Annotated in this window: 17 protein-coding genes; 5 read left to right on the top strand and 12 right to left on the bottom strand. The window is 74.8% G+C overall.

Annotated elements, in window-relative coordinates; translation table 11 throughout:
* Positions 1-81 precede the first annotated feature (81 nt).
* On the top strand, positions 82-558 hold the full coding sequence (locus tag ACLJTM_RS01825; RefSeq protein WP_411101546.1) for a GNAT family N-acetyltransferase: 477 nt from the start codon (positions 82-84) through the stop codon (positions 556-558).
* An 18-nt stretch (positions 559-576) separates the two neighbouring features.
* On the opposite strand, the gene ACLJTM_RS01820 is transcribed toward ACLJTM_RS01825, so the two are convergent.
* Together ACLJTM_RS01820 and ACLJTM_RS01815 are read right to left on the bottom strand one after the other, a co-directional pair.
* Entirely contained in the window at positions 577-1,191 is a 615-nt protein-coding gene (locus tag ACLJTM_RS01820; protein ID WP_411101545.1) for a DUF4291 domain-containing protein, read from the bottom strand.
* A gap of 101 nt (positions 1,192-1,292) precedes the next feature.
* Positions 1,293-3,821, bottom strand: a complete 2,529-nt coding sequence (locus ACLJTM_RS01815) for a helicase-associated domain-containing protein (protein ID WP_411101544.1) — start codon at positions 3,819-3,821, stop codon at positions 1,293-1,295.
* A gap of 86 nt (positions 3,822-3,907) precedes the next feature.
* On the opposite strand from ACLJTM_RS01815, the gene ACLJTM_RS01810 reads away from it, so the two are divergent.
* Together ACLJTM_RS01810 and ACLJTM_RS01805 are read left to right on the top strand one after the other, a co-directional pair.
* Positions 3,908-4,966, top strand: a complete 1,059-nt coding sequence (locus tag ACLJTM_RS01810; protein WP_411101543.1) for a hypothetical protein — start codon at positions 3,908-3,910, stop codon at positions 4,964-4,966.
* 133 nt (positions 4,967-5,099) lie between these two features.
* A complete protein-coding gene (locus tag ACLJTM_RS01805; RefSeq protein WP_411101542.1) occupies positions 5,100-5,729 on the top strand; it encodes an HAD family hydrolase in 630 nt (209 codons plus the stop codon).
* A 49-nt stretch (positions 5,730-5,778) separates the two neighbouring features.
* Here ACLJTM_RS01805 and ACLJTM_RS01800 read toward each other — a convergent pair whose 3' ends face one another.
* The gene (locus ACLJTM_RS01800) at positions 5,779-6,030 is read right to left on the bottom strand and encodes a hypothetical protein (protein ID WP_411101541.1); all 252 of its coding nucleotides are present in this window, start codon (positions 6,028-6,030) and stop codon (positions 5,779-5,781) included.
* Positions 6,031-6,237: 207 nt separating this feature from the next.
* Here ACLJTM_RS01800 and ACLJTM_RS01795 point away from each other — a divergent pair, with 207 nt between their 5' ends.
* Complete coding sequence (locus ACLJTM_RS01795; RefSeq protein ID WP_411102246.1) at positions 6,238-6,621, top strand: cold-shock protein; 384 nt, start codon at positions 6,238-6,240, stop codon at positions 6,619-6,621.
* Between the two features lie 85 nt (positions 6,622-6,706).
* On the opposite strand, the gene ACLJTM_RS01790 is transcribed toward ACLJTM_RS01795, so the two are convergent.
* From ACLJTM_RS01790 to ACLJTM_RS01775, 4 genes are all read right to left on the bottom strand, one after another.
* A complete protein-coding gene (locus ACLJTM_RS01790) occupies positions 6,707-7,564 on the bottom strand; it encodes a 1,4-dihydroxy-6-naphthoate synthase (protein ID WP_411101540.1) in 858 nt (285 codons plus the stop codon).
* The gene (locus ACLJTM_RS01785) at positions 7,551-8,276 is read right to left on the bottom strand and encodes a futalosine hydrolase (RefSeq protein WP_411101539.1); all 726 of its coding nucleotides are present in this window, start codon (positions 8,274-8,276) and stop codon (positions 7,551-7,553) included. The genes ACLJTM_RS01790 and ACLJTM_RS01785 overlap by 14 nt, the downstream gene beginning before the upstream one ends.
* 13 nt (positions 8,277-8,289) lie before the next feature.
* Positions 8,290-8,778 (bottom strand): DUF2771 domain-containing protein, encoded by a 489-nt coding sequence (locus ACLJTM_RS01780; protein WP_411101538.1) that lies wholly within the window; start codon positions 8,776-8,778, stop codon positions 8,290-8,292.
* 98 nt (positions 8,779-8,876) lie between these two features.
* Positions 8,877-10,178 (bottom strand): MFS transporter, encoded by a 1,302-nt coding sequence (locus ACLJTM_RS01775; protein WP_411102245.1) that lies wholly within the window; start codon positions 10,176-10,178, stop codon positions 8,877-8,879.
* A 426-nt stretch (positions 10,179-10,604) separates the two neighbouring features.
* Between ACLJTM_RS01775 and ACLJTM_RS01770 the strand changes: the two genes are divergently transcribed.
* Positions 10,605-11,522: a DUF3027 domain-containing protein gene (locus ACLJTM_RS01770; RefSeq protein ID WP_411101537.1), complete on the top strand. Its 918-nt coding sequence runs from the start codon at positions 10,605-10,607 to the stop codon at positions 11,520-11,522.
* 91 nt (positions 11,523-11,613) lie between these two features.
* Here the strand turns inward: ACLJTM_RS01770 and ACLJTM_RS01765 are convergent, their stop codons facing one another.
* The 5 genes from ACLJTM_RS01765 to rfbA form a co-directional block, all read right to left on the bottom strand.
* Positions 11,614-12,894, bottom strand: a complete 1,281-nt coding sequence (locus ACLJTM_RS01765) for an acyltransferase family protein (RefSeq protein ID WP_411101536.1) — start codon at positions 12,892-12,894, stop codon at positions 11,614-11,616.
* Positions 12,895-12,961: 67 nt separating this feature from the next.
* A complete protein-coding gene (locus ACLJTM_RS01760; protein WP_411101535.1) occupies positions 12,962-13,915 on the bottom strand; it encodes an NAD-dependent epimerase/dehydratase family protein in 954 nt (317 codons plus the stop codon).
* A 48-nt stretch (positions 13,916-13,963) separates the two neighbouring features.
* The gene (locus ACLJTM_RS01755; protein WP_411101534.1) at positions 13,964-14,860 is read right to left on the bottom strand and encodes a glycosyltransferase family 2 protein; all 897 of its coding nucleotides are present in this window, start codon (positions 14,858-14,860) and stop codon (positions 13,964-13,966) included.
* A 40-nt stretch (positions 14,861-14,900) separates the two neighbouring features.
* Complete coding sequence (locus ACLJTM_RS01750) at positions 14,901-15,506, bottom strand: dTDP-4-dehydrorhamnose 3,5-epimerase family protein (RefSeq protein WP_411101533.1); 606 nt, start codon at positions 15,504-15,506, stop codon at positions 14,901-14,903.
* The gene (rfbA, locus tag ACLJTM_RS01745) at positions 15,503-16,378 is read right to left on the bottom strand and encodes a glucose-1-phosphate thymidylyltransferase RfbA (protein WP_411101532.1); all 876 of its coding nucleotides are present in this window, start codon (positions 16,376-16,378) and stop codon (positions 15,503-15,505) included. The genes ACLJTM_RS01750 and rfbA overlap by 4 nt, the downstream gene beginning before the upstream one ends.
* Positions 16,379-16,474: the final 96 nt, after the last annotated feature.

Below are 16,474 nucleotides of genomic sequence, written 5' to 3'. Positions count from 1 at the left end.
CTCCGCGGGCACCCCCGACACACGGGCCGGGGCCGGCGCCGCACGGTTGACGGGGTGGCCGGGGAGGAGTTGCCTGGGGGAATGGACGATCTTCACATCGAGCGGGCGGACGCGGGCCGGGGCGACGGTCAGGCCCTGCGGGACTGGCAGTACGTCCACAACCTGGTCGTTCCCACGGCCCCGCTCTCCGCCGCCGAGGTGCGCGAGCGGGCGGGCCGGGGCCGGCTCGACGTCGCGTACGCCGGCGGCGTGCTGGTGGGCTGCATGACGGTCCGGCCGCCCGCCGACGGGGAGCCGCTGCCCACGGTGATCGCGCGGATCCTGCCCGAGCACCGCCGCCGGGGGCACGGCGGCCGGCTGTACGCGTACGGGCTGGCCCAGGCCCGGGAGCTCGGGGCGCGGCGGATCCGGACGGTGGTCCTGGAGTCGAACCGGGACGGCCTGCGGTTCGCGCTGGCGCACGGCTTCACCGAGGTCGACCGGTACGTGCTGCCCGGCGACACGGTCCCCTTCATCGACCTGGAGGCCGAGGTGGGGGCGCAGGCGCCACAGCAGTAGTGCTGTGACCGGAAAGGTTCAGGCGCCCAGGTGGGGCAGGGGCCCTGCGGGGTACGGGAGTTCCACGGGCAGCAGGGCGCGCGCGGCCGTGTCCTCGCCGGCCCGGACCAGGGAGTGGACCTCCCGGGCCAGCGGGGTGACGTCGCGGATCGAGACGGTCCACTCGTCGGCGTACGCCCGCGAGGCCGGGCCGGACAGGCCCAGTTGCAGCGAGCGGTACGGCAGTGCGTTCAGGTGCAGGTCCCGCTCCGGGTCCCACTGGACGCGGACCGAGGCCGTGCGCAGCGCCCGCCGCCAGGTGTCCCGGTCCGGGTGGACGCCGGGGGCGTGGTGGGAGAGGCAGGCCTCGCCCAGCGCCCGGTCGAAGCCCTCGCGGGTGACCTCGATCGCGAGGACGGTCTCCTGGCCTGGCTTGGCGGCCCACCCGCAGCGGTACATCATCCACAGGAACGAGGGCTTGACCCAGGTCATCCGCTCCCGCTTCCAGTCCGGCGGGAAGCGCCCGTCACGGGCCGCCGGGACCCCCAGGCGGGGGTCGTAGGCCTGGTACACGGTGACGGTGTTGGCGGTGTGCACGGCGCGGATCCGGCGGGCCGGTTCGCCGCCGCGGGCGGCGGGTTCGTGGTCGGGCATGGCTTCAGCCTGCGGGGCCGCGTCCGGAAGGGCCACCGCTTTTCCGGCCCCCGCCGCGGGCCTGGCGGGCCTGGACGCAGTACGGGGGCCGCGCGGCCCCCTCAGAGGTGCTCGTCCGCGAGCTCCGCGACGCCGGTGATCCGGTGCAGGGCGAAGGTGCGGACCTCGTCGGCCGTGTGGTCGTAGCCGGTGACGAAGCCGCCCTCCACCCGCACGGGGGCGATGACCCGCTGGCTGGCCGCGCCGTCCGCGTTCACGTAGCCGATCCACACCGCCGTCCCGGTCAGCGCGGCCGCCTGCACCGTGGCCAGGGTCTCCGCCGCGCTCGTGCGCGGGAGTTCACCGGGCGCGCCGGTGGCCGCGGCGGGCTCCTTGCGGACCGCCGTCGCCGCCAGGTCGCCGGCGCGGATGGCGCGTACGGCCGCCGACAGCAGCGTCGCGTCCGGGACCGGCGGCCCGTCCGGGACCGGGGCGGGCGCCGAACGGGGCGGTGTACGGCGGGCGTCGGCCCGGGCCACGAGCACGTCGCCGGTACGGGACTCGGCGGCCGGCGCGTACCCCATCGCCCGCAACCCGTCGAGCAGCGCCGTCGGTTCGGCCTGCGCGGCCAGCACCGTCGGCGCGAGGCGGCGCAGCCCCAGCCCGGCCGAGCGCTTGTCGGCGAGGATCTCGCCGAGCATCGCGTCGTCGTCGCAGCGCACGTACGAGGAGGCTGCGCCGACCCGCAGGTGCCCGTGCCGGCGGGCCACGTCGTCGATCAGGTACGCCAGCGGCTGCGGGACCGGGGTACGGCTGTGCTCCTTGAGGAAGGCGTGCAGGTCGGCGGCGGCATGGCCGGCGTCCAGGGCGCGGCGCACCGAGCCGGGCGTGAACCGGTACACCGTCGCCCCGCCCTTGGACTCCACGTCGGCGAGCACCGCCAGGGTGTCGCCGAGCGGGCGGCGCAGCGGCCCGGGGGCCACCGCCGTCAGGTCGGCCTGGAGCAGTACGTGGTCCACGGGCTCGGGGAGCAGCGGGGCCAGCAGCGGCGCCGGGTCGCGGTGCTCCAGCAGGGCGCGTCCGAAGGCGCTGAGTGCGCCGCGCCCGGTGACGCCGAGGACCTCCGCCTCGGTGAGGGCCCAGCGCGCGAGGCGGGCCCGCAGGTCGCTCGCGCCGCGGACGGGGCGTTCCCAGGCGAGCCGCGCCAGCAGGGCGTCCGGGTCGGCGGAGGCCCCTTCGGGCAGGTCGGCCAGGAGTTCCAGGACGCGCCGGCGCACCTCGGCGGCGGCGGAGCGGTCCAGTTCGGGGCCGAGGGCGGACAGGGTGCGGCCCTTGGCGTCCTGTTCGCCGACCAGTCCGGCCGTGCGGGTGGCGGGCAGCCATGCCGCGGCCAGCGCCGCCCACCGGTCCGGCGGGGGGAGTTCGCACCAGTCGTCGAAGGCGGGGGTGGGCGCGTACCGCTCGTCGGCCTCTCCGTCGCTCGCCAGCAGCCCGGCCGCGTAGCCGAGTTCGATCCAGAAGGCCGCCGCGCTCTCCGTGGTGTCCAGGGCGGCGGCGGCGCGCTTGAGGTCCCGTACGGAGAGGCCGCCCGCGCGCAGTACCGGCGGACCGGCGTGCTCCCAGGACTTCACCAGTTCCTCGACGGTCGACAGCGCGGCCAGTGCCTGGCCGGCGGCGTTGGCGTCCACCAGCGGCGGGCGGTGCTCGCGGTGCACGGTCACCGGCGGCGCCACCGGCGCGGTGTCCCGGTGGGCGAGGCCGCCGCGCAGGTGGAGGGCGACCTCGCGGGGCAGGACCACGGTCCGGGCGGTGGCGGGCAGCAGCAGGCCGCGGTCGCGCAGCCAGCGCACCGGCGGGGTCGGCTGGGGGGTGACCTCCCCGTACGGCGGGCCCCATACGAGCCGCCCCAGCACCTGGTGCGCCTCCGCCGGGGCCTCGTCCAGCAGTGCGGACATCCGGTCCGGGTCGGTGAACAGTCCGGTCAGCGCGGTTACCGCGGACACCGGGTCGTGGGTGGCGGGCAGCCCGGCGGCCAGCACGATCTCCTGGATGCGGGTGGGTGACATCCCGGCCGTCGCCTCGGCGACGGTCGGGCCCAGCCCGGTCGGGGAGGGCCGCTGGGCCGAGGGTGCCAGCAGCTCGCGGGCCGTGCGGACCAGCCGCAGCCGGTCCCCGTCGCCCCACACCAGGGCCTGGTCGCGCAGGGTCCCCAGGGCCCGGGGGAGCGCGGCGCGGACCGGGTGCGCGTCCCGGCTCGCGGGATCCGCGCCGGACCGCCCGGTGAGCAGGGACTCCAGCACCGGGTACGGGCACGGTTCGGGAGCCACCGCCAGGGCTTCGGCGGTCTGCAGCGCGAACCGGTCGAGGCGCTCCAGGGCCCGGACGACCGAGGCCCGGGTCCCGGCCCGGGTGGCCAGCTGGGTCACGTCGCCCGGCACCGGGCCGATCAGGTCCGGTCGTGCCCGCAGCAGAGCCGCGAGGGCCGCGTCGTCGCGGCTGCGCAGGGCCTCGGCGAGGGACCGCGGACCGCCTGCACCCGTGGCCTCGGCCGGACTTCGGCCCGTACCCGCCCCCGTTCTTCCCGCAGCAGTGCTTGCCTCAGGCACAGTCGCCTCCTGGTCGCGTCGGCCGGTCAGTCGGCCGGTCCCCATCCGGCCAACGGTATCCGCTGTGCCCCGGACCGCTCCACGGGCGCACGCGCTACGGTTCCGGCAGGCGGTACGGGAGGAGCCGGGGCATGGGGATCGAGAGCGACCATCTGGTCTACGAATATCTGAGCCGCGTCGGGGACTTGGCGCAGCGCCGGCAGCTGTCCTCCGGTGACCGGATGCGGCTGGTGGCGGGGCTGCGCGACGAGATCGACCGTCGGCGCGCCACGTACGAACCGGAGACCACCGCCGCGGTACGGCGCATCCTGGAGCGGATCGGCACGCCCGAGGAGATCCTGGACACCCTCGCGGCCTCCGGCGGCGCCACCGCCGCGGCGCCCGCGGCGGAGCCCCCGCAGTCCGTGCCGGTGCAGCGGGGGCCGGGCCGTCTGATGCGCCGCGGGGCAGCGGCCGGGCCCGCCGCGCCGGCGGGGCCGCAGAACGTGCCTCCGCACCTGGCCGGGCTCGACGACCTCGGCCCCTCGGGCGGCGCCGAACCCGACTGGTGGCGGGTGGCGCCGGGGGCGTACGGGGGGCCCCGAGTGGAGGGGTTCGCGGGCGGCATCGAGATCCCGGACCTGTTCAAGGGGGACTACGAGGAGGACGGCGCCCCCGAGGACGGGCCCGGGGAGACGGACGCGGCGCCGGCCGGAGCGGCGGCGGCGGGTGCGCCGGCCGGAGCGGCGCCCGGGGCGGCCGCCGGGGAGCGCCGGCAGACCCTGGTCCGGTTCCTGCGGGAGCGGCGGCGGGCACGCAGGGAGGCCGCCGCGGCGGCCCCCGCGCCGCCGGCCGCGGCGGTCGCGGCCGCGGTCCGGCCCCGGCCGAACGCCTTCCTGCTGCTGGCGGCGGCCGTCCTCGTCGCCGGTGTGCTCAGCGGCTACTGGCTGCTCCTCCTCGTGGGCTGGGCCCTGCCGTACGCCTCGCGGGTGCTGGCCCCGGCCGAGCGCAAGTGGGTCGTGTTCGGACCGCCGGGGCTGGTCCTCGCGGGGGCCGGGCTGTGGCTGTGGGGCCGGATGAACGGCAAGTGGGGCCAGACCCTGGCCGAGGACCAGCTGAGCGGGGCCCTGACCGGCATGTGGCCGTGGCTGCTGCGGGGCGCGGGGCTGGCCTCGGCGGCGTACCTGGTGTGGCGGGCCCGCCGCCGCTGACCCCCGGGGGCGTCCGGGCCGGGGCCCGCGCTGCCGGCGCCTGTGCTGTCGGCGCCTGCGCCTTCACGGTCCGGCAAGGCGGCCCTCGGCCGGTGTTCTCCTCCCGGCGGCCCGCGTCGGCACAATGGCCGGTATGAACCTCACCGTCGGCTTCGACCTCGACATGACCCTCATCGATTCGCGCCCGGGCATCAAGGCCGCCTACCAGGCCCTGTCCGCCGAGACGGGCACGTACATCGACGCCGACGCGGCCGTGACGCGGCTGGGTCCGCCGCTGGACGAGGAGCTCGCGCACTGGTTCCCCGCGGACGAGATCCCGGCCGTGGCCGACCGGTACCGGGAGATCTACCCCGCGCACGCCATCGCTCCGACCCCGGCGCTGCCGGGGGCACGCGAGGCGGTCGAGGCCGTCCGGTCCCTAGGCGGCCGGGCGATCGTCGTCACCGCCAAGCACGAGCCCAACGCCCGCCTGCACCTGCGGCACCTCGGCATCGAGCCGGACGCCGTCATCGGCTGGCTGTGGGCGGAGGCCAAGGCCGGTGCGCTGCGCGAGTACGGGGCCCAGGTCTACGTCGGCGACCACGTCGGCGACGTGCGGGGGGCCCGTACGGCCGGGGCGCTGTCGGTTGCGGTGCCGACCGGTCCGTGCGCGGAGCCGGAACTGCGTGCGGCGGGCGCCGACGTGGTGCTCCCGGACCTGACCGCGCTGCCGGCCTGGCTCGCGCGGTACGTGGCCGGTCAGGACCCGCAGGAGGCGGCGTAGGCGGCGCGGGCGGTCCCCTTGCGGTGGGGCCCGGCCGGGCCCGACCGGGTCAGGCCTGCGACTCCCGGGCGGCCCGGCGGCCGGCCGCGGCCGAGCGGAGCACGCCCGCGGCGGAGAGGGCGAAGCCGACGCCCATGAGCATGCACACGGCCCAGGCCCACGAGGGGAACGGGTCGACGTCGAGGAACAGCGGGGCCATCGTGGCGAGCGTGGCGACGGCGCCCGCGAGGAACACGATGCCGCCGGCCTTGACCAGGCCGTCGCCGGGCCGGGCTTCGTCGGCGCGAGAAGTTTCAGTCACCGCACCAGGGTAGTTCCCGCCGCCCGCCGGCCGGGTCCGCGCCCAGGGACGAGATCCGGGCAGAGGGGGTTCGGCCATGCTTGACGGGGTGGTTGTGAGGGGAGACTCTTCACAGCGGAGCAGGCAGTCACGGCCTTGGTACATGGATACCCTGACCTGCTGAGACATGTTGGTTCGGTTTCGGGTATGTGAGACGGGGTGCGTGCTTTGCCCACCGGCAAGGTCAAGTGGTTCAACAGCGAGAAGGGCTTCGGCTTCCTCTCCCGCGACGACGGCGGCGACGTCTTCGTCCACTCGTCGGTCCTCCCCAGCGGCGTCGAGGCCCTCAAGCCCGGCCAGCGCGTCGAGTTCGGCGTCGTCGCCGGCCAGCGCGGGGACCAGGCCCTGTCGGTGACGGTGCTCGACCCGGCGCCGTCCGTCGCGGCCGCCCAGCGCCGCAAGCCCGACGAGCTCGCCTCGATCGTGCAGGACCTGACGACCCTGCTGGAGAACATCACCCCGATGCTGGAGCGCGGCCGCTACCCCGACAAGGTGCACGGCGGCAAGATCGCCGGTCTGCTGCGCGCCGTGGCCGACCAGCTCGACGTCTGACCCGCGCCGGCCACCGGTCCCGGGCCCCGGCTGCTGCCCCGCCGCTCGCTGCGAGCCGCGGGGCAGTGCCGTGTGCGGCCCGGTCCTAGGGGAAGTCCAGCGCGCCCGGCGCGATCGCCGGCACCAGGCCCTCGGCGGCCGCCCGGGTCAGCAGCCCCCGTACCGCCGCGTACCCGTCCTCGCCGAGGTCGGCGGTGAACTCGTTGACGTAGAGCCCGATGTGCTGGTCGGCGACGGCCGGGTCCAGTTCCTGCGCGTGGGCGCGGACGTAGGGCCGCGAGGCCTCCGGGTCCGCCCAGGCCATCCGTACCGACGTGCGGGCCGCCGCGGCCAGCGCGCGCAGCCGTTCCGTGCCCAGCGACCGCTTCGCGATGATCGCGCCGAGGGGGATCGGCAGGCCCGTGGTGGACTCCCAGTGCTCGCCCATGTCGGCCAGGCAGTGCAGCCCGTAGTCCCGGTAGGTGAACCGGGCCTCGTGGATGACCAGTCCGGCGTCCACCCGGCCGTCGCGCACCGCGGGCATGATCTCGTGGAACGGCAGCACGACCACCGTGCCGACGCCCTCGGGCAGCACGTCGGCCGCCCACAGCCGGAACAGCAGGTAGGCGGTGGAGCGTTCGCTCGGCACGGCGACCGTACGGCCCGTCAGGTCCAGGCCGGGCTCCCGGGACAGCACGAGCGGGCCGCAGCCGCGCCCCAGGGCCCCGCCGCAGGGCAGCAGCGCGTACTCCTCCAGCACCCAGGGCAGGACGGCGTAGGACACCTTCAGCACGTCCAGTTCGCCGCGTTCGGCCATGCCGTTGGTGAGGTCGATGTCGGCGAAGGCGACGTCGAGGGCGGGCGCGTCCGGCACCCGGCCGTGGGCCCAGGCGTCGAAGACGAAGGTGTCGTTCGGACAGGGCGAATAGGCGATCCGCAGCGGTGCGGGGTCAGCGGTGTTCATGGCGTTCTCCCCAGTTCGCGAGTACGGGCCCCAGGACGCGGAAGCCGTCGGCGAGGGCGGCGAGTGCGTCCCCGATCCGCCAGGCGGCACGGTCGCGCGGGCCCACGGCGTTGGAGACCGCCCGGATCTCCAGCACGGGCAGCCCGTGCGCGGCCGCCGCCTCCGCGACCCCGAAACCCTCCATGGCCTCGGCGCCGGCCATCGGGTGGCGGGCGGCCAGGGCGGCGGCCCGGGCGGCGGTGCCGGTGACGGTGGAGGCGCTCAGCACGGGCGCGAGCAGCGCCCCGGTGGCCTCGGCGGCGCGGGCCGCGAGTTCGGCGGGCGGCAGGTGCACGGCGTGCCCGAAGCCGAGGGTCTGCACGTCGAGGAAGCCCTCGTCGGTCTCGGCCCCCAGGTCGGCGGCGACGATCGCGTCCGCGACGACGAGGGAGCCCACCGGCGCGGCGGGCGGGAACCCGCCGCCGATCCCGGCGGAGACGACGAGTGCGTACGGGGACAGGGCCAGGGCCGTGGCGGTGGCGGCCGCGGCGGCCGCCGGGCCGACGCCCCCGACGAGCACGTCGAAGGCGGTGCCCGGAAGGTCCCGGCGGGCGATGAGGTACCCGCCGGGGAGGGTGCGCGGCTCTGGACCGAAGGCGTCCGGATGAGGGGTCAGGCCGGTGAGGACGGAGTCGGCCTCCGCCGCCACCGCGGTCACGACGAGCGCGCGCACGGGTACCGCCCGGCTACTTGAGCTTGAGGTTGAAGGACCAGACGGACAGGGGCTTGCCGTCCTCGGCCACCTGGACGATGGCGAGCTTCTTCGACGAGGGGGCCTCGCCCTGGCCGCCGGTCGCGAAGACGTCGGCGCCCGGGAAGCTGCGGTAGGTGTTCGAGGAGGGCTCGGTGATCGGCTGCCCGTCGAGGACCGCCTGCCACTTCCTGCCGTCCTCGACGACCTCCGGCTCCACCCCGAGGCGCAGCGTGTCGCCCCGGGTGTACTCGACGGTCTTGGCGTCCTTCAGGCCGGTGAGGCACTGCTGGACCTTGTCCGTGGAGAGCTCGGTGCCGTCGTGGCAGGCGGATTCGGCGGACACCGACGAGGTGCCGACGGTGACGGTCGCCAGCGGGGTCGGCTTGTCGCCGCAGGCGGAGAGGAGGAGGAGGCCGGCGGACACGGCTCCGAGGGCCGCGACGCTGCGGCGGGCCCTACCCGAGAAAAGCGGTGCGGTCATGAGCCGAAGGCTATCGGGCCCCTGGGCTGCGCCGCTGCACGGGGTCCCACCGGCCGCGTTGCGGCGCCGCCGGACCGCGGGCCCCGTCACGGGACGGGCTACGCCACGCGGGGGCGGGAGGTGCCCGGGTGGTGTCCGGGGGAGGAGAGGAGGCCGCGGACGGCCATCGTGGTGCCCAGGGCCACCACGACCGCGGCGACGGCCATCCCCAGGACGCCGTTCAGCGGCAGCGCGATGCCGATGGCGCCGCCCAGCACCCAGGCCACCTGCAGCAGGGTCTCCGAACGGGCGAACGCGGAGGTGCGCACGGCCTCCGGCACGTCGCGCTGGATCATCGCGTCCAGGGAGAGCTTCGCCAGCGCCTGGCAGAAGCCGGCGGTCGCGGCGAGCACGGCCATGAAGAGCCCGCTGAACAGGACCGCCGCCAGCACCGCCACGCCGAGGGTGGCGGACAGCACCGCCGCGATGATGGCCTCCGGAGCGCGCGCCCGCAGCCAGGCGCCCACCGCCGTGCCGCAGGCGTTGCCGACGCCCGCGCAGACGCCCACGATGCCCAGCGACACCGCGGCGCTCTGCCCTGCCAGGGGGTGTTCGCGCAGCAGGAACGCCAGGAAGAAGATCAGGAATCCGGACAGGGCGCGCATCGAGGCGTTCGCCAGCAGCCCGCACAGCACCGGGCGGCTGACCGTGCGCAGGCCCGGCCGCTTCGAGTGCGCCTCGTGCGTCGAGAGCCGGGCGCGGCGCTCGCCCTTGGCCTCGTCCACCTTGTGGGGCAGCGTGAAGGCGGCGAAGGTGCCCCAGATGAAGATCGCGCAAGCCCCGTACAGGGGCCACGGCGGCCCGATCATCTGCAGGCCCGCGCCGACCGGCGCCGCCGCGCCGGTGGCCAGCAACCCGGCCAGCGTCACCCGGGAGTTCGCCTTGACGAGTGAGAACCCGGGGGGCAGCAGCCGGGGCACCACCGCGCTGCGGACCACCCCGTACGCCTTGGACGCCACCAGGACGCCCAGGGCCGCCGGATAGAGCTCCAGGCCCCCGGTGGCCACCGCGCCGGACATCATCACCGCCAGCAGGGCCCGGGCCAGCATCGCGGCCGCCATCGCGGCCCGCCGCCCGTGCGGCAGCCGGTCCAGCAGGGGACCGATCACCGGGGCCAGCAGGGTGAAGGGGGCCATCGTGATCGCCAGGTACAGCGCGACCCGGCCGCGGGCCTCGTCCGTGGGGACGGAGAAGAACACCGTGGAGGCCAGCGCCACGGTGATCATCACATCGCCGGCGCCGTTGATGGCGTGCAGTTCGATGAGCTTGCCGAGCCCCGATTCGCCGGCGCCGTGGGCGTGCGTGGCCCGGCGGATCCCCCGCGCCGTGCCGGTGATGGGCAGGTGCAGGGCATGCCCCATGGCTCGGCCGGCCTTCCTGGCCGGTCCCGAGCCGTCACCGGACGACCGTACGGATGCCACGTGGCCATAGTGCCCCACAGGGGCCCGTACGAACGTCCCCCGGCGCGTCGCGGATGCCCGACGGCCCCGGTCCGGCACCGGTTCACCGCGTCCTCGTCCCGCGAATCGGACCTTGCATGTGGGCCCGGGGCTTCGGAGGAGGTAGCGTGCGTAGCGCGCCACCGGCGGTTGCTCTTGGCCGCGCGCCTCTTCGCGATCCCGCAGAATGGATCGCAGGCAGGTGCGCCCGAGGCCGATCGGGTGCGGACGTCGACGCGGCCCTCTGGTCCGCTCCGCCCGCGCCACGTACGGACAGCACCGACGGGTCGTTGTGGACGACAGTACGGACGGCGCACACGTGAGACGGCGTAGGAGAGAACGAGACCAGTGAGTGCTGCGACGACGCGAAGCCGTACCCCGCGTACCCCCGACCGCCTGTGCGCCGAGGCGGTAGAACTCGCCCGCGCGGCGGCCGAGGAGGCCGCCTTCCCCGGCGTGGTGGGGGAGCACGCCTCCGTCGTGGCGGAGGGCGACCGGGTCGTCACCCACTACTTCGAGTGCAAGGAACCGGGCTACCGGGGCTGGCGCTGGGCCGTCACCGTGACCCGCGCCTCCCGCGCGAAGAACGTCACCCTCGACGAAACGGTGCTGCTGCCCGGCGACGACGCCCTGCTGGCCCCCGAGTGGGTGCCGTGGAGCGAGCGGCTGCGCCCCGGCGACATGGGCCCCGGCGACCTGCTGCCCACCGACGCCGAGGACCTGCGCCTGGAGCAGGGCTGGTCGGGCGAGGACGCCCCGCCGCCGAACTCGGTGGTCTCCCCCGAGATGGCCGAACTGGTCGAGGCGGAGGACGCCGACGTCACCGACCGCACCGTGGTCCCGGTCCGCGGCTCCATCACCTCCGTCGCCGAGGAACTCGGCATGCGGCGCGCCCGCGTCCTGTCCCGGTACGGCCTGCACAGCGCGGCCGACCGCTGGGACGAGGCCTTCGGGGCGAAGACCCCGATGGCGCAGGCGGCGCCCGCCTCCTGCGTCTCCTGCGGCTTCCTCGTCGCGGTCGGCGGCTCGCTCGGCCAGGCCTTCGGTGTCTGCGCGAACGAGTTCAGCCCGGCGGACGGACGGCTGGTGTCGCTGTCCTACGGCTGCGGCGGCCACTCGGAGGCCGCGGTCATGCCCGCGCCGCTGCGGCCCGCGCCGCCCGTGCTGGACTCGATGGCCGCGGACGAGTTCTCGCTGCGGCCCTCCCGCGACACCGGCTCCGTGCCGGAGGCGGACCTCCCGGCGCCCGACCTCGGCCACTCCTGAGCCGCAGCCGCACGGCGGCCGCCGCGCACGACACGACAGCGCCCGCCCGGGCCGGCCCGGGCGGGCGCTGTCGTGTGCGGCGGAAGGGGGCTCAGGCGGAGACGGAGGACTGCTCGGGCCGGGCCGCACCGTCCGCGCCGTCGGGGCCGGGGATCGGGCCGGGCGCGGTCCCGGGCCGGTCCGCGGCGGCCGGCTCGCGCTGCAGCTTCCGCACGAACCAGGGCGTCCAGTTCTTCGCCTTCATCGCCGGGGACTCGACCAGGTGCCAGGACAGGGCCGCCAGGACCACCGTGCCGGCCATCGCCAGCAGCAGGAAGACCGGCTTGCCGTACTTGGCGTAGCCCGTCAGGGCCAGGGCCTGCTCGACGGTGAAGCCGTAGATGTAGATGCCGTACGAGTAGTCGCGCTTGCGCCCGACCTTCTGGAAGGGGCGCGGCAGCCGCACCGCGAGCCAGATCAGCAGGTACGCGAAGGCGGGGTAGCCGAAGACGAAGACGCCGCCGAAGAGCAGCGTGCCGCCGAGGACCAGGGCGCAGAGCGCGGCCAGGGTGTCGTTGACGGGCAGCCGGTCGCGGTACAGCTGGAAGGTGGCGCCGATCAGGAACACGAAGCACAGGTGGACCACCATGTGCACCGACATGGACCCGAGGAAGGGCACCTGGGCGGCCGCCGCCATGTCACCGGGGATGCCGCGCAGGGAGGGGGCGGTGACCCAGTCGCGCAGGATCAGCAGGCCGAGGGCTCCGGCGAGCAGCGGGACGAACTTGCGGGCCCGGGTGAGGACCCCGCCGGCGGCCAGCAGGCCGACCATGATGTAGCAGAAGATCTCGTACTTCAGGGACCAGAGGGCGCCGTTGACGCCCGGGTCGAAGTTGGTCCCGCGGGCCTTTCCTTCGGCGAGCACCCCGGATATGTCCCAGTGGGTGCTGGCCGAGGTGTTCCACATGCCCTGGACGTAGCTCAGGGGCCCCTGGGGGTGGTTCCAGTAGCCGTTCACGGAGCCGTGGAGCCAGTAGTAGAGCGCCGGCATGATCAGCAGCGCGGACACCAGCAGGGAGCCCCACAGGCCGGGCAGGATGCGCAGCGCGCGGTGCCAGGCGTAGCGGCCGGAGGTGGTCCGGGCCCCACTGCCGCTGATCATGAACCCGGAGAGGACGAAGAACCCGATCACGGACATCTTGCCGATGTCGGTCTGTTCGCCGCTCCAGCGCCACAGCGGGTCCAGGGGGCCCCAGCCGAGGGGCCACAGGTGCGAGAGCACGACCGACGAGGCGAGGACCAGCCGCAGCACGCCGAAGCTGTTGGCCCGCGAGGAGTACAGCTCGGCGAGGGTTCCGCGGTGTCCGGGCAGGACGGGTGCTCTGCGAGGCATCAGGGGGTCAGACTTCCTGGGAGGGGGCGCCGGAGGGGGCCGGTTCAGCGTAGGGCCTGGACGCGGGTCAGGTCCGGGCCGCGGAGGCGGCCGCCCACAGTTCGGCGACCGCGTCGCGCAGGCTGCGGACCGGCTTCCAGTCCAGCGCGCGCTCGGTGGCGCTGATGTCGAGCTGGTGCCACTCGGTCTCCGGGCCGCCGCCGTCCGGCGCGGGCACCTCGGTGACCTGCGTGGGGACACCGCTCTCCTCGATGAGCAGCTCGACGAGCTCGCGGGCGCTGCTCGCCCGGCCGAGTCCCAGGTTGAGGACCGGCGGGCAGGGCCCGGCGGGGGCGAGCGCGGCGACCATGGCGTCGACCCCGTCCTGGAGGTGCAGGAACTCGCGCCGGGCCGTCAGCGGCATCAGCGACAGCTGCGCGGTGCCGCCCGCTGCCTGCGCCTCGGCCAGCTTGCCGGCCATGACGCCGAGCAGGCTGTGCGCGGGCTGGCCGGCGCCGACGACGTTGCCCAGGCGCAGCACGACCGCGTCCAGGCCCCGGTCGCGGACGGCGCCGGCGATCAGCTCGGTGGCCTGGAGCTTGAGCTGCCCGTAGACCGTCGAGGGCCGGGCGGGGGAGTCCTCGGTGTAGGTCTCGCCGACCGGGAACAGGCCGTACTCGTGCACGGTGCCGATCTGCACCAGCCGCGGCGGCCGCGGCATCGAGCCGAGGGCCTCCAGCAGCCGGCTGACCATGCCCAGGTTCGCCGGGACCATCTGCTCGTCCGTCAGGCCCCACATGCCGCCGGCCGCGTTGACGACCACGTCGATGCGGTGCTCCGTGAACAGCCGTGCCAGGTCGGCCGGTGCGTCGGCGGTGAGATCGAAGGCGGCGAAGTCCCCGGGCAGCGCCGGGGAGGGCTGCTTGCGGGCCACGGCGAGCAGGCCGTGGCCGCGCTCCTGGAGCGTGCTGCACAGCCTGCGGCCGATGAAGCCGGTGGCGCCGAGGACGGCCACACGGGGCAGGGGCGGGGTGACGGACATGGGTGTGGCTCCCGGCAGTCGGAGGAGGTGGGCGGACGGGGCCGGCCGTCAGCGGTGGTCGGTGCCGATGACGTGCCGCATCAGCGTGCGGGCGCCCTCGCCCTGCTTGTTCTTCAGTGCGCCGGGCAGCATCGTCGCCGCGTGGATGCGCGAGGACAGGTGCAGCCGGGAGGCCTTCGCGGCCTTCGTCCAGCCATGGGAGTCCAGCCGGTCCGCGACGTCCATGAAGAAGCGGTTGGCCTCCTCGAAGCGGCGGCCGGTGAAGGCCTGCCGGGAGGAGATGCTGACGGCGTGCCGGCGGTACTGGAAGCACAGGGTGTCGCTGACCAGCATCTGCTCGCCGTCCTGGAGCAGGTCGATGACCAGCGCGAGGTCCTGGGTGACCTCCAGGTTGTCGCGGAAGCCCGCCTTGCGGACCGCTTCGGTGCGCCAGCAGATCGACGGGAAGAACAGCCAGTTGCCGCGCAGCAGGCTGGTGGCGAGCCGTTCGCCGCCCATCAGCAGCTCGCCGGTGAACCGGGGTGCGTAGAGCCGCTTCTTGGACTGGTCGACGAGCCCCTCGCTGATCCTGCCGTCGCCGTCGATGACCTGGACGCCGGGCTGGACCATGCCCAGGCCGGGGTGGGCGGCCAGCGCGGCCCGCACCGTCGCCACGTACGAGGGCAGCATGATGTCGTCGGTGCCCATCATCACGAAGTGCTCTTCGCGGACCAAGCCCAGGCACTTGCGGTAGTTGCCGGTGACGCCGAGGTTCTGCTCGTTGCGCTGGTACGAGACCCGCGGGTCGTCGAGCTCCGCGAACCAGCCCGGGACGTCCGGTTCCTTGCCGTCGTCCACGACCGTCAGCCGCCAGTGGGGGTCGCTCTGGGCCAGGACGCTGCGTACGGCGGCCTGCATCAGGGCCACGTCGCCGTAGTAGGGCAGCATGATGTCGAGAGTTGTCATGGGCGGCGCACCAGGGGTTTCGGGAGGGACGGAACGGGGCTCAGCCGGCGTCGCGCAGCGACCGGCGGTGACGCAGGCAGTCCTCGAAGTCCGGCAGCAGACCGGACGCGAGGGCCTCGGCGAGCGAGGGGGCGGCCGCGTCGCGGGCCGACAGCTGGGCGGCCGTGCCGGCCGGCCAGGCGATGGCCAGGTCCGGGTCGAGCGGGTGCACCGAGTGCTCGGCGGCCGGGTTGAAGGTCTCCGAGCACAGGTACGACAGGGTCGCGTCGTCGCTGAGCGCGCAGAAGCCGTGGCCCAGGCCCTCGGAGATGTACACCGCGCGGCGGTCCGTGTCGTCGAGGCGGACGAACTCGTGGGTGCCGAAGGTGGGCGAGCCCACCCGCAGGTCGACGATCACGTCGAGGACGGCGCCGCGCACGCAGGTCACGTACTTGGCCTGGCCGGGCGGGACGTCGGCGAAGTGGATGCCGCGCACCACGTCCTTCGCGGACACCGACAGGTTGCCCTGCGCCAGGCGCAGCGGGTGCCCGACGGCCTCGGCGAGGTGGTCGAAGCGGTACCACTCCATGAACAGCCCGCGCGGGTCGCCGTGCTGGACGGGGGTGATCTCCCAGGCGCCCTCGATGGAGAGCTCGCGGAACTTCATCGGCTGTTCTCCTCGTCGAGCAGGGCCAGCAGGTACTCGCCGTAACCGCTCTTGAGCAGGGGCTCGGCGAGCTCGCGGAGCTGTTCGCCGGTGACGAAGCCGGACCGCCAGGCGGTCTCCTCGATGCAGCCGATCTTGAAGCCCTGGCGTTCCTCGATGACCCGGACGAACTCGGAGGCCTGGACCATGGAGACGAAGGTGCCGGTGTCGAGCCAGGCGGTACCGCGGTCCAGGACGGTGACCTGGAGGTCGCCGGAGCGCAGGTAGGCCTCGTTGACCGCGGTTATCTCCAGTTCGCCGCGGGCGCTCGGCTCGATGCCGCGGGCGATCTCGACGACGCGGTTGTCGTAGAAGTAGAGGCCGGGCACCGCGTAGCGGGACTTGGGCTTCTCCGGCTTCTCCTCGATGGAGATGACCTGGCCGTCCGCGTCGAACTCGACGACGCCGTAGGCCGTCGGGTCGGCGACGGGGTAGGCGAAGACCATGCCGCCCTTGGGGTCGGTGCGCTGCGCGAGCCGGGTGCCGAGGCCGCTGCCGTGGAAGATGTTGTCGCCGAGGATCAGCGCGACCGGCTCGTCGCCGATGAAGTCGGCGCCGAGCACGAAGGCCTGCGCGATGCCCTCGGGGCGCTCCTGCACGGCGTACTGGAGGTCCAGGCCGAGCTGCGAGCCGTCGCCGAGGAGGCGCTGGAACTGCTCCTGGTCCTGCGGGGTGGTGATGATGAGGATCTCGCGGATCCCCGCCATGACCAGCGTGGAGAGCGGGTAGTAGATCATGGGCTTGTCGAAGACGGGCAGGAGCTGCTTCGACACGGCTCGGGTCAAGGGCCAGAGGCGGGAGCCGGTGCCGCCCGCAAGGAGAATTCCACGCATGGACGCCACCATACGTTGCGTCCCTTCGGGTGAGGTAACCCGCGAGAGGCGCCCGCCGACCGTGCAGTGAACCGCCCGGCGGTCGCACAGTAAGCT

This window comes from Streptomyces sp. cmx-4-9, assembly GCF_046548835.1.
Taxonomy (GTDB): domain Bacteria; phylum Actinomycetota; class Actinomycetes; order Streptomycetales; family Streptomycetaceae; genus Streptomyces.
This window is presented reverse-complemented; position numbering and strand designations above follow the sequence as displayed.